We start from the raw sequence: 12,282 nt of genomic DNA, 5'->3' as shown, positions 1-12,282 counted from the left end.
CCGGGGGGTGTCCGTCCTCGGTCTGCCGATGGGTTTCTTGGTGGGGTGTGCCGGCGTTCACGGCAGCCGCTGCGGGCGGACACCCCCCGGCACGTCCCCTTCCCGCCGTGGGCGGCCGCGCATCACCGAGTGCCACGTTCCGTTTGCAGGCGGCAAGGCCGTGACCTGGGGTGCGGGTGGTATTGGCCACGGGCGGATAACAAGGTGGACAGAAGGGGTTTTCAGGCAGGTCTACGCGCGTTAATCTGCGGCGAAGCCAGCGCCGAAGCTGAACCGTCCGGCGCTTGTACGACAGGAGCACCACACATGCGCCGGGTTTCCCGCATCGCGGTCGCAGGCGCAGCGACCGCATCCCTCGCCCTTGCTCTGTCCGCCTGCGGCGGCACCTCGACCGAGAGCTCGTCCTCCGACTCGAAGGGCGACAAGGGCCTCGCCATCGCCTACGACGTCGGCGGCAAGGGCGACCAGTCCTTCAACGACGCCGCTTACGCGGGCCTGGAGCAGGCGAAGAAGGAGTTCGACTACGAGACGGCCGACATCGAGCCCACCGAGGGGGAGACGGACGCCGACAAGGCGCAGCGTCTGTCGTCGCTGGCGAAGCAGGGCTACAACCCGGTGATCGGTGTCGGCTACGCGTACGCGCCGGCCGTCAAGGAGGTCGCGGAGAAGTACCCCGACACCACCTTCGGCATCGTCGACGACGCCCAGGTCCAGGCGGACAACGTGGCGGACCTGGTCTTCTCCGAGGAGCAGGCCTCCTACCTCGCCGGTGTCGCTGCTGCTAAGGCCACCAAGACCAACACCGTGGGCTTCGTCGGCGGTGTGGACATCCCGCTGATCCACAAGTTCGAGGCCGGCTACAAGCAGGGCGTCGAGGACACCAGCGGTGGCAAGGTCAAGGTCGTCTCGCAGTACCTGACGCAGACCGCGGAGGAGGGTGGCTTCTCCAGCCCCGACAAGGGCAAGACCGCCGCCGAGGGGCAGATCGAGAAGAAGGCCGACGTCGTGTACGCGGCGGCCGGTCTGTCCGGGCAGGGTGTGATCGAGGCCGCCGCCGCCAACAAGGTGTGGGCGATCGGGGTCGACTCCGACCAGTACAAGCAGGAAGCCCTCGCCAAGTACAAGGACTACATCCTGACCTCGGCGACGAAGGACGTCGCCAAGGCGGTGTTCGGCCTGGCGAAGTCGGTCGAGGACGGCAAGCCCGTGACCGGTATCGTCAAGGGCGATCTGAAGACCGGCGAGGTCGGTCTCGCGGACTCCAACCCGAAGTTCGCGGACGACGCCGAGCTCCAGGAAGCCATCGAGACGGCCAAGGAGAAGATCATCAGCGGCGAGATCAAGGTCAAGAGCAGCTGACAGGGTACGACTTCGAGCAGTCAGTAACCGCGGGGTTACGTCCGCTCAACGGGGTACGGGGAGGCTGTCTCCCTGTACCCCGTTGTCTCGGCGCGTCACCCCTTTGTATGCCGTAGGGGCGCTACGCGCGTAGACGACCCCCGTCCCCAGGAGAGTGCGCCATCAACGCGTCCAGCAGCCCTCCGGCAGGAGCGGCGGTCAACGGTCAGGCGACCGCCGTCGAACTCGCCGGGATCACCAAGCGTTTCCCCGGCGTCGTGGCCAACCACGACATCCACCTCAGCGTCCGCAAGGGCACCGTCCACGCCCTCGTCGGCGAGAACGGCGCCGGCAAGTCGACGCTGATGAAGATCCTCTACGGCATGCAGAAGCCGGACGAGGGCACGATCACGATCGACGGCGAGCAGGTCACCCTGCACAGCCCCGCCGACGCCATCGCCCGCGGCATCGGCATGGTGCACCAGCACTTCATGCTGGCCGACAACCTCACCGTGCTCGAGAACGTGGTGCTGGGCAGCGAGAAGCTGTACGGCATCGGCGCCAAGGCCCGCCGCAAGATCAAGGAGATCTCCGAGCGGTACGGCCTCGGGGTGCGCCCCGATGTTCTGGTCGAGGAACTCGGCGTCGCCGCCCGCCAGCGTGTGGAGATCCTCAAGGTTCTGTACCGGGGTGCCACCACGCTGATCCTGGACGAGCCCACGGCCGTCCTGGTGCCGCAGGAGGTGGACGCGCTCTTCGACAACCTGCGCGAGCTCAAGGCGGAGGGCCTGTCGGTCATCTTCATCTCCCACAAGCTGGGCGAGGTGCTGTCCGTCGCGGACGAGATCACCGTCATCCGGCGCGGTACGACCGTCGGTACGGCCGTCCCCGCCGAGACCACCCCGCGCCAGCTCGCCGAGATGATGGTCGGCAGCGAGCTGCCCACGCCGGAGACCGCCGAGTCCACGGTCACCGACCGCCCCGTCATCACCGTGGAGAAGCTGCGCCTGGAGGCGGCCGGCGGCAAGGCTCTCCTGGACGACATCAGCTTCACCATCCACGCCGGCGAGGTCCTGGGCATCGCCGGCGTCGAGGGCAACGGCCAGACCGAGCTGGTCGACGCGCTGATCGGCCTGCGCCATGCCGACTCCGGCACGATCCGGCTCGCCGACGAGGAGATCACCGGCTGGGCCACCCGCAAGCGCCGCGAGCAGGGCGTCGGCTACATCCCCGAGGACCGGCACCGGCACGGCCTGCTCCTGGAGGCCCCCCTCTGGGAGAACCGCATCCTCGGCCATGTCACCGAGCGGCCCAACGCCAAGGGCGTATGGCTCGACCCGAAGGCCGCGCAGGCGGACACGCGCCGCATCGTCGAGGCGTACGACGTCCGCACCCCCGGCATCGACGTCACCGCCGCCTCCCTGTCCGGCGGCAACCAGCAGAAGCTGATCGTCGGCCGCGAGATGAGCCACAAGCCGCGCTTCCTGATCGCCGCGCACCCGACCCGCGGTGTGGACGTCGGCGCGCAGGCCGCGATCTGGGACCACATCCGTGAGGCCCGCCGCGAGGGCCTGGCCGTGCTGTTGATCTCCGCCGACCTGGACGAGCTGATCGGCCTGTCCGACACGCTCCGGGTGATCTACAACGGCAAGCTGGTCGCCGACGCCGACCCGGCCACGATCACTCCGGAGGAGCTCGGTTCGGCCATGACCGGTGCTGCGACCGGACACCTGGAGCACGAAGAGACCCCTGAGCCCGGCGAAGACGAGGCCCGCTGATGAAGAAGTTCGACAAGGAGCGTGTGCTCCTCGCCGTGGCCGGACCGGTCATCGCGCTCGCCGTGGCCTTCGTGCTGAGCGCGATCGTGCTGATCGCCTCGGGCAAGAACCCGGTCGAGCCGTTCGCCGTGATGTTCGAGCAGGCCGGTTTCTCCGACATCCAGGTCCTGATCGTCAACCAGGCCTCGATGTACTACATCGCAGCGCTCGCGGTCGCCATCGGCTTCCGGATGAACCTGTTCAACATCGGCGTAGACGGCCAGTACCAGCTCGGCGCCATGCTGGCCGCGATCGTCGGCGCCCACATGAACCTGCCGGCCGCGATCCAGATCCCGCTGCTGCTCCTCACCGCCGTGTTCACCGGCGCCTTCTGGGCCGGCATCGCCGGTGTCCTCAAGGTCACCCGGGGCGTCAGCGAGGTCGTCGCGACGATCATGCTCAACGCGATCGCGACCTCCGTCATCGGCTACCTGTGGCTGCCGACCGTCTTCGGCGTCAAGGTCGGCAACAACAACACCACCGGCGAGATGCACGAGTCGGGCTGGGTGCCCGGCATCGACATGGGCGCCGCCGGCGAGATCTACGGCCTGGTCATCCTCGCCGTACTCCTCGGCATCGGCTACTGGGTCGTCCTCAACCGCACCCGCTTCGGCTTCGACCTGCGCGCCTCCGGTGCCTCGGAGACCGCCGCCGCGGCCAGCGGCGTGGATCCCAAGCGCATGGTCCTCACCGCGATGCTCATCTCCGGCGCCATCGCCGGACTCGCGGGCCTGCCGATCCTGCTCGGCGACACCCACACCTACAGCCTCAACTTCCCCACCGGCATCGGCTTCCTCGGCATCGGCATCGCCCTGCTCGGCCGTAACAGCCCCGTCGGTATCGCCTTCGCCGCCCTGCTGTGGGCGTGGCTCGACAAGGCCTCGCCCGAGCTGGACTTCCACGGCTACGACAAGGAGATCGCGGTCATCATGCAGGGCCTGATCGTGCTGTCGGTCGTCGTCTCCTACGAGGCCGTACGCGAATGGGGTCTGCGCCGCCAGCAGCGCCGGGTCGGCGCCGAACTGGCCGCCGGTCACGTCCTCGGCGCCCACAACACCACGAAGGAGGTGGCTGGCCGATGACCACCGCGACCGACGTCAACCAGCCCACGCTGCAGCCCGCGGCGCCGACCGGCCGCCGGATGTCCTGGCCGGTGCTGCTCCTGGTCATCGCCGGAGCCCTGGCGCTGACCTCGATCGTCCGCATCATCACCGGCGCCGACGGCATCACCAACGTCAGCCAGATGTCCACCGCGCTCCAGCTCGCCGTGCCGATCGGCCTCGCCGGTCTCGGCGGCCTCTGGGCCGAGCGCGCGGGCGTCGTCAACATCGGTCTCGAGGGCATGATGATCCTCGGCACCTGGTTCGGCGCCTGGGCCGGATTCCAGTGGGGCCCGTGGACCGGTGTCCTGGTCGGCATCATCGGCGGTGCGATCGGTGGCCTGCTGCATGCCTTCGTGACCGTCACCTTCAACGTCAACCACATCGTCTCCGGTGTGGCGATCAACATCCTCGCCCTCGGTGCCACCCGCTACCTCGCGCCTCTCGCCTTCGAGGGCCACCCGGGCGGCTCCGCCAAGCAGTCCCCGGCGGTCGAGTCCCTCGGCAACTTCACGGTGCCGGGCCTTTCCGACGGCCTCCGGGACCTCAACGACCAGGGCTGGTTCCTGATCTCCGACATCGCGGGCCTGCTGGGCGGCCTGGTCACCAACGTCTCCTGGCTGACCCTGATCGCCGTCGCGCTCGTCCCGGCAACCTGGTGGATCCTGTGGCGTACGGCCTTCGGCCTGCGGCTGCGCTCCTGCGGCGAGAACCCGGTCGCGGCCGAGTCCCTCGGCGTGAACGTCTACAAGTACAAGTACCTGGCCGTGATCATCTCCGGCGGCCTGGCCGGCCTCGGCGGCGTGTTCCTCTCCATCGTGGCCAACCCCTTCTACCTGGAGGGCCAGGTCAGCGGCCGTGGTTACATCGGTCTCGCCGCGATGATCTTCGGCAACTGGATGCCGGGCGGACTCGCCATCGGCGCGGGCCTGTTCGGCTACACCGACAGCCTCAACCTGCGCGGCGGCTCCGAGAACGTCCACGCACTGCTGCTGCTCGGCGCGCTGCTGCTGATCATCGGCGCGATCTGGCTGGCGGTCCGGAAGAAGTACGTCCAGGCCGTGATCACGCTGGTCGTCGGCGCCCTGGTGTTCGCCTGGTACGCCGGCACCAACGAGGTCCCCAACCAGGTCGTCTCCGCCACGCCGTACGTCATCACGCTGGTCGTCCTCGCCCTGTCGGCGCAGCGGCTGCGGATGCCGAAGGCGGACGGTCTGCCGTACCGGAAGGGGCAAGGCAAGTGACGCCCGCGGTCGACTGGGACGCCCTGCGGGAGGTGGCGCGCGAGGCCATGAGCCACGCGTACGCCCCCTACTCGGGGTACCCGGTCGGCGTCGCGGCCCTCGTCGACGACGGCCGCACGGTCACCGGCTGCAACGTCGAGAACGCCTCGTACGGTCTCGGCCTGTGCGCCGAGTGCGGGCTGGTCTCGGAACTGCAGCGCACCGGGGGCGGCCGCCTCACGCACTTCACCTGCGTGGACGGCAGGGGCGAGATCCTCGTCCCGTGCGGCCGCTGCCGGCAGCTGTTGTACGAGTTCGGCGGACCCGACCTGCTGCTGGAGACACCGGCAGGCATCCTGCCGCTGTCGGAGATGCTGCCGCAGGCCTTCGGGCCGGGGCACCTCCGCTCGTAACTCCCGTACGGCCCCTGGGACTTGACTCGCAGGGGCCGTACTCTTCGCAATCCCCGGAAGGAAAGCCAGCCATGGCCATGGACGTCATCTCCGTCATCCGCACCAAGCGGGACCGCGGTGAGCTCAGCGACGAGCAGATCGACTGGGTCATCGACGCGTACACGCGCGGCGAGGTCGCCGACGAGCAGATGTCGGCCCTCGCGATGGCCATCCTGCTCAACGGGATGAACCGGCGGGAGATCGCCCGCTGGACTGCCGCGATGATCGCCTCCGGCGAGCGCATGGACTTCTCGTCGCTGTCCCGCCCGACGGCGGACAAGCACTCGACGGGCGGCGTCGGCGACAAGATCACCCTCCCGCTGGCCCCGCTGGTGGCGGCGTGCGGCGCGGCCGTCCCGCAGCTGTCGGGCCGGGGCCTCGGTCACACGGGCGGCACGCTGGACAAGCTGGAGTCGATCCCCGGCTGGCGGGCCCTGCTCTCCAACGAGGAGATGCTGTCGGTCCTGGACGGCGTCGGCGCCGTGATCTGCGCGGCGGGCGACGGACTGGCCCCGGCGGACAAGAAGCTGTACGCACTGCGCGACGTGACCGGCACGGTGGAGGCGATCCCGCTGATCGCCTCGTCGATCATGTCGAAGAAGATCGCGGAGGGTACGGGCTCGCTGGTCCTGGACGTCAAGGTGGGCACCGGCGCCTTCATGAAGACGCTGGACGACGCGCGCGAGCTGGCGTCCACGATGGTGGGCCTCGGCACCGACCACGGCGTGAAGACGGTCGCGCTCCTGACGGACATGTCGACGCCGCTCGGCCTGACGGCGGGCAACGCGCTGGAGGTCCGCGAGTCGGTCGAGGTCCTGGCGGGCGGCGGGCCTTCCGACGTGGTGGAGCTGACGCTGGCCCTGGCCCGCGAGATGCTCGACGCGGCGGGCGTCCGCGATGCCGACCCGGCGAAGGCACTGGCCGACGGCTCCGCGATGGACGTCTGGCGCCGCATGATCGCGGCCCAGGGCGGCGACCCGGACGCCCCGCTGCCCACGTCGAAGGAACAGCACGTGGTGAAGGCGGCGACGTCGGGTGTCCTGACCCGCCTCGACGCCTACGACATCGGCATCGCCGCGTGGCGCCTGGGCGCCGGCCGCGCCCGCAAGGAGGACCCGGTGCAGGCCGCCGCGGGCGTCGAGCTGCACGCCAAGCCGGGCGACACGGTGAGGGAGGGCCAGCCGCTGCTCACGCTCCACACGGACACGCCGGAGCGGTTCGCGTACGCGCTGGAGGCAGTCGAGGGGTCCTACGACATCGCGGCGCCGGGCACGGACTTCACGGCGTCGCCGGTGGTACTGGAGCGCATCGCCTGAGCCGTGCCGCCGGCGGCACGGCTCCTTCGGACGGGATCGGTGCGGCGGCACCGGCCGTGATCCCCCGATGAGTTATGGCCGTCCCGTCGGTCTACCGCTCGTGGATGCCATGACCCCCGCCGAAATCGTGCTGGCCGGCCCCGTCACCCGGGATGAGGTGACAGGGCTGTGCGAGGACGTGCGGGGATTGTTGGAGGCCAGTGGGGCCTCGGTCGTGGTGTGTGACGTCGGGGGGCTCGGGCCGCCGGGCCTGGCCGCCGTGGATCTGCTGGCGCGGCTGGAGCTGGCGGCCAAGCGGGCCGGGGGCCGGATCCGGCTGCGGGATCCCGATCCGGCCCTACACGCCCTCCTCGACCTGGTCGGCCTCCGCTTCGAGATGGAGGGGCAGCCCGAACAGCGGGAACCAGCGCTTGGTGTCGAGGAAACAGTGGAACCCGGTGATCCGGCCGTCTGAGATCTCCAGCACCTGCACCGCCCACGGGACGAAGCCGCCCGACTCCGGATCCGGCTTGTAGTGGGCGAAGCCCGGCAGGCCGTTGACCTGGACGGGCCGCAGGCGTGAGTGGGCGCAGGCGGAGCCGAGGGTGGTCATGAAGCCGGTGATGTCCGCCGGGCCGCGCAGCCACAGGTCGAACGGCGGCATCGTCATGATGGCGTCCTCGTGGAGAAGGGCCGTGAGTGCCGTCATGTCGTAGCCCTCGAAGGCCGCGACATACCGCTCCAGGAGCTTCTGCTGCTCCTCGTCCAAGGGGTCGGAGACCGCCGCCTCGGCGCCCTTGTCCTCCCGCTCCGCGAGGGTCGCGCGGGCCCGCTGCAGGGCGCTGTTGACCGACGCGACCGACGTGCCGAGGAGCTCGGCGACCTCGCTCGCCTTCCAGGCCAGCACCTCGCGCAGGATCAGCACCGCCCGCTGCTTGGGCGGCAGCTGCTGCAGGGCAGCCATGAAGGCGAGGCGCACCGACTCCTTGGCGACGGCCGCCTCGGCCGGGTCGTCGGTCGTGGGCAGCACGCGGGCGTCCGGCATCGGCTCCAGCCAGGTGTGGTCGGGGCGGGGGGACAGAGCCGCCTGGGCGAGCGGCGTCGACTCGGAGAGATCCATCGGCCTGGCCCGCTTGTTGCCCGCGTTCAGCATGTCCAGACAGACGTTCGTCGCGATCCGGTACAGCCAGGAGCGGATGCTGGAGCGCCCCTCGAACTTGTCGAAGCTGCGCCAGGCACGGACCAGGGTGTCCTGCACCGCGTCCTCGGCCTCGAAGGAGGAGCCGAGCATGCGGTAGCAGTAGCCGGTCAGCTCGACTCGGTGCTTTTCCAGTGTGGCGTCGAGGTCCGTTGTCGTCGCCGTGCCGTTGCTCATGGTCCACCCACCCCTGTGGCCGTTCCTGTCCGTACGCGTCTTTGCGCCCAGCACTTCGGAAGCTACAGCAGGCCACTGACAATGGCCCCCGGAGTGGGAAAAGGAGCAGGTCAGATGGGGTGGATGGGGAGATGCACGGCGTTGCGCTGGGCCAGGGGGCGGGTCGCGCAGCCCGGTGCTTACGGGGCGCCGCCCGCGCCCACCCGTGCCGCCCCAGCGGCACGACTGCCCGCGGCCTGACGGAGTGGAGAGGCGCCGCCCGCGCCCACCCCTGCCGCCCTGGGGTCCCCCAGGCCCTTAAGGCACTGGGGAGGCACGACTGCCGCGGCCTGACGTGCAGACGCGGTCCCGCAGTCGCGCACGGCGGGAAGGGGACGTGTCGGGGGGTGTCCGCCCGCAGCGGCTGCCGTGAACGCCCGGCACCCCGACAAGAAACAGCCCGGCAGACCGAGGACGGACACCCCCCGGCGCGGCCCCGACCCACCCCGGCACAAGGCGCGACAGCAACCACGCACCACCCGCGCAGGCCGCCGCAGGCATCCCCGCCTACGCCACCCGCGCAGCCACCCGAGCCGCCCGCGAGCCCAGCACCGTGATGCCCACAACCCCCAGCACCGCCAGCAGCCCGACCCCAACGGTCCCGGCCCAGCCGCCCGCGTGGAAGGCCATGGCCCCCACCGTGCTGCCCGCGCTGGAGCCGATGTAGTAGGCGGACTGGTACAGCGCCGAGGCCTGGGCGCGGCCATGTGTCGCCGTCTTGCTGACCGCCGAGGACGCCGCCGCGTGCCCCGCGAAGAAGCCGCCGGTGATCAGGACCAGACCCAGCAGGACCAGCGGCAGCGATCCCGCCAGGGACAGCAGCAGGCCCGTCGCCGTGGTGCCGCCCGCCAGGTAGAGCGCGCCCCGGCGGCCCAGTCGGCCGACCAGCCGGCCCGCGGCCGACGCCGACACCGTACCGACCAGGTAGACCAGGAAGATCGAGCCCACGATGCCCTGGGGGAGCGAGAACGGGTCCTCGGTCAGGCGGTAGCCGATCACCGTGTACACGCCGCCGAAGACCGTCATGAACAGGGCGCCGATCGCGTACAGGCGGCGCAGCAGCGGGTCGGCGAGGTGGGCGCGGACCGTGCCGGCCAGGACGCGCGGGCGCAGCGAGCCCGGCGTGAAGTGCTTCGGGGTCGGGAGCAGGAGGCGGAAGGCGATCGCGCAGGCCACGGCGACCACTCCGAGGGCGCCGAGCGCGACCCGCCAGCCCCACTCCTGCGCCACCCAGCCGGTGATGACCCGGCCGCTCATCCCGCCGACGCTGTTGCCCGCGACGAACAGCCCGATCGCGGTGACCAGGGCCCTGGGCCGGACCTCCTCCGCGAGATATGCGGTCGCCGACGCCGGCAGCCCGGCCAGTGCCGCGCCCTGCACCGCCCGCAGTACCACCAGCGCGCCCATTGAGGGAGCGAAGGGGACCAGCAGGGCGACCGTCACCGCGACCGCCAGCGACGCGGTCATGACCGTACGCCGTCCGAAGCGCTCCGACAGGGCGCTCATCGGGAGGACGAACAGCGCCAGAGCGCCGGTCGAGGCTGCCACCGTCCAACTGGCCTCGCTCGCGGTCACGCCGAAGTCCCCCGACATCAGGGGGAGCAGAGCCTGCGTGGAGTAGAGGAGCGCGAAGGTCGCGACGCCCGCGAGGAAGAGGGCGAGGCTCATCCGCCGGTAGCCGGGCCCGCCGGGGGCCATACGGGAATCGGCGGCAGGAACGGCAGGAACAGTGGCAGCGGCGCCCACGATCGTGGACGCCCCGGTATCGGCGGGGTTCATGCCTCGAACCTAAGGACCCGACCATTCATCCGTCCAATGCATGGAATTGCCATAATCGTTCCCATGAAGCATCAGCAGAGGTCACAGGCGCGCCTGTCACCAAGCAGTGACACAGAAGACATCGTTGCGCTGCTCGCGCCGCGCCTGGCTCACTTCGCGGGAGTCGCCCGCACCGAGCACGTCACCCGGGCCGCGCAGGAGATGAACGTCCCTCAGTCGACCCTCTCGCGCGCCATGGTGCGCCTGGAACAGGACCTGGGCGTCGACCTGTTCGCCCGGCGCGGCCGGACCGTGTCGCTGACGACCGCCGGCCGGACCTTCCTCGCCTCCGTCGAACGCGCCCTCGCCGAGATCGAGCGGGCCGCCGAGGAGGTGCGCGCCGACGCCGACCCGGCCACCGGGAAGGTCGCGTTCGGGTTTCTGCACACCATGGGCGCCGAGACCGTGCCCGGCCTGCTGCACGCCTTCCGGGCCGACCATCCGGGGGTCCGCTTCAGCCTCGTCCAGAACTACGGCGAGGCGATGCTGGAGCGGCTGCGCGCGGGGGAGCTGGACCTGTGTCTGACCTCGCCCGTCCCGGACGCCCCCGACCTGGTCGCCCGCCGCCTCGACGAACAGAAGCTGCGCCTCGTCGTCCCGGCCGACCACCGTCTCGCCGGCCGTCGGCGGATCCGGCTCGCCGAGGCCGCCGAGGAGATGTTCGTGACCCTGGAACCCGGCTACGGCATGCGCCGGATCACCGACGACCTGTGCCAGGAGGCCGGTTTCAAGCCGCGGATCGCCTTCGAGGGCGAGGAGGCGGAGACACTGAGGGGGCTCGTCGCCGCCGGTCTCGGGGTCGCGCTGCTGCCGCCGCCGGCGGTGCCGCGTCCAGGCGTCGTCGAGCTGACGGTCACCGCCCCGCGCGCGGCGCGCGAGATCGGCGTCGCCTGGCTGGACGGCCGCCCGGACACGCCCCCGGTGGCGGCGTTCAAGAAGTTCCTGCTGTCACGACGCGGGCATCTGCTGCCCGACTGAGCCGTCCTGTCACCCTCAGGCGATGCAGGCGGACGGATCCTACCGCCGCAGCGACCGGCCGAACCCCGCGGCCAGCGGCATCCGCAGCCCCAGCGGCGGCGGTGCGGCGAGCGCGTCCTGGACGGGGCGGGAGAGGGCGTGTCCGAACAGCGCACCCATGACGAAGTCCTCGGCGAGGGCCAGCACCTCGTCGCGGTGCTGGTGCAACCCGTGCCGGTCGGAGTGGACTTCGAAGCGGCAGACGTCCCGGTTCACCTTCTTCACGCGGGCCGCGTACCGGAAGGACAGCTCGGGGTCGGTGCGCTCGTCGTTGGTGCCGTGCACGATCAGCACCTGCCGGCCGACGAGCTGTTTCACCGGTTCGGGTGGTGCCGCGACATCGTCCTCCGGCAGCCAAGGGGCGAGCGCCAGCACGGAGTTGACGGCCTCGTGGCCACCCGCGTGCAGCGCGGCCCGCCCGCCCATGTCGATGCCGGCCAGGCAGACCGGGACGTCGCCGTAGCGCCGTACCGCTTCGTCGGCCGCCCAGGAGGCGTCGTGGGCCAGATGGGCCTCGTTGCCGTTCCAGCCGCGGTAGCGGTAGTGCACGACGTGCGCGACCAGGCCCTCGTCGTGGCCGGCGCGCACCAGGCGGCGCCCCAGCCCCCGTACGGATGCGGCCGCGAGCAGGGGGGACGGCCGGCGGGCGGAGACCTCGTCGCCGCCGGGGAGCAGCAGCACCACCCCGTTCACCGCCGTCGGTTCCGGACCGAGCGCCCGCCCCAGCCGGGGCGCGCGGACCGGCGTCACTTCCTGTGCCATGACAGAACAGTGTCAGAAGTGCCGGTGTACACCACCCGTCCGCACG

The 12,282-nt window shown here is 70.8% G+C and carries 11 protein-coding genes; 8 read left to right on the top strand and 3 right to left on the bottom strand.

Translation table 11 applies throughout. The features are described 5' to 3' along the window. Nucleotides 1–306 precede the first annotated feature (306 nt). The 7 genes from ACFVJQ_RS04155 to ACFVJQ_RS04125 all read left to right on the top strand — a co-directional run bounded on the left by ACFVJQ_RS04155 (nt 307) and on the right by ACFVJQ_RS04125 (nt 7,700). Nucleotides 307–1,359, top strand: a complete 1,053-nt coding sequence (locus ACFVJQ_RS04155; RefSeq protein WP_385517699.1) for a BMP family protein — start codon at nt 307–309, stop codon at nt 1,357–1,359. A 161-nt stretch (nt 1,360–1,520) separates the two neighbouring features. Beyond that, complete coding sequence (locus tag ACFVJQ_RS04150) at nt 1,521–3,116, top strand: ABC transporter ATP-binding protein (protein WP_385517715.1); 1,596 nt, start codon at nt 1,521–1,523, stop codon at nt 3,114–3,116. After that, a complete protein-coding gene (locus tag ACFVJQ_RS04145) occupies nt 3,116–4,237 on the top strand; it encodes an ABC transporter permease (RefSeq protein ID WP_385517702.1) in 1,122 nt (373 codons plus the stop codon). The genes ACFVJQ_RS04150 and ACFVJQ_RS04145 overlap by 1 nt, the downstream gene beginning before the upstream one ends. Next, nucleotides 4,234–5,499, top strand: coding sequence for an ABC transporter permease (locus tag ACFVJQ_RS04140; protein ID WP_385780753.1), 1,266 nt, complete (start codon nt 4,234–4,236; stop codon nt 5,497–5,499). The genes ACFVJQ_RS04145 and ACFVJQ_RS04140 overlap by 4 nt, the downstream gene beginning before the upstream one ends. Then, nucleotides 5,496–5,891, top strand: coding sequence for a cytidine deaminase (locus tag ACFVJQ_RS04135; protein ID WP_385517707.1), 396 nt, complete (start codon nt 5,496–5,498; stop codon nt 5,889–5,891). The genes ACFVJQ_RS04140 and ACFVJQ_RS04135 overlap by 4 nt, the downstream gene beginning before the upstream one ends. A 71-nt stretch (nt 5,892–5,962) precedes the next feature. Next, nucleotides 5,963–7,246, top strand: a complete 1,284-nt coding sequence (locus ACFVJQ_RS04130; protein WP_385780750.1) for a thymidine phosphorylase — start codon at nt 5,963–5,965, stop codon at nt 7,244–7,246. A 67-nt stretch (nt 7,247–7,313) separates the two neighbouring features. Beyond that, nucleotides 7,314–7,700 (top strand): STAS domain-containing protein, encoded by a 387-nt coding sequence (locus ACFVJQ_RS04125; protein WP_385517790.1) that lies wholly within the window; start codon nt 7,314–7,316, stop codon nt 7,698–7,700. On the opposite strand, the gene ACFVJQ_RS04120 is transcribed toward ACFVJQ_RS04125, so the two are convergent. After that, nucleotides 7,584–8,600 carry a sigma-70 family RNA polymerase sigma factor gene (locus tag ACFVJQ_RS04120; protein WP_385517787.1) on the bottom strand — a complete coding sequence of 339 codons (1,017 nt, stop codon included), beginning with the start codon at nt 8,598–8,600 and terminating at the stop codon, nt 7,584–7,586. The two genes, ACFVJQ_RS04125 and ACFVJQ_RS04120, sit on opposite strands and share 117 nt — an antisense overlap. Before the next feature lie 546 nt (nt 8,601–9,146). Further along, nucleotides 9,147–10,418, bottom strand: coding sequence for an MFS transporter (locus tag ACFVJQ_RS04115; RefSeq protein WP_385780747.1), 1,272 nt, complete (start codon nt 10,416–10,418; stop codon nt 9,147–9,149). A 63-nt stretch (nt 10,419–10,481) separates the two neighbouring features. Between ACFVJQ_RS04115 and ACFVJQ_RS04110 the strand changes: the two genes are divergently transcribed. Next, complete coding sequence (locus tag ACFVJQ_RS04110; RefSeq protein ID WP_224737226.1) at nt 10,482–11,435, top strand: LysR family transcriptional regulator; 954 nt, start codon at nt 10,482–10,484, stop codon at nt 11,433–11,435. A gap of 39 nt (nt 11,436–11,474) precedes the next feature. On the opposite strand, the gene ACFVJQ_RS04105 is transcribed toward ACFVJQ_RS04110, so the two are convergent. Beyond that, nucleotides 11,475–12,236 (bottom strand): alpha/beta hydrolase, encoded by a 762-nt coding sequence (locus ACFVJQ_RS04105; RefSeq protein WP_385517780.1) that lies wholly within the window; start codon nt 12,234–12,236, stop codon nt 11,475–11,477. Nucleotides 12,237–12,282 lie beyond the last annotated feature (46 nt).

This window comes from Streptomyces sp. NPDC127197, from assembly GCF_042672405.1.
Taxonomy (GTDB): Bacteria; Actinomycetota; Actinomycetes; order Streptomycetales; family Streptomycetaceae; genus Streptomyces; species Streptomyces flavusporus.
The sequence above is the reverse complement of the archived record's forward strand: the minus strand, read 5'-3'. Positions and strand labels throughout refer to the sequence as shown.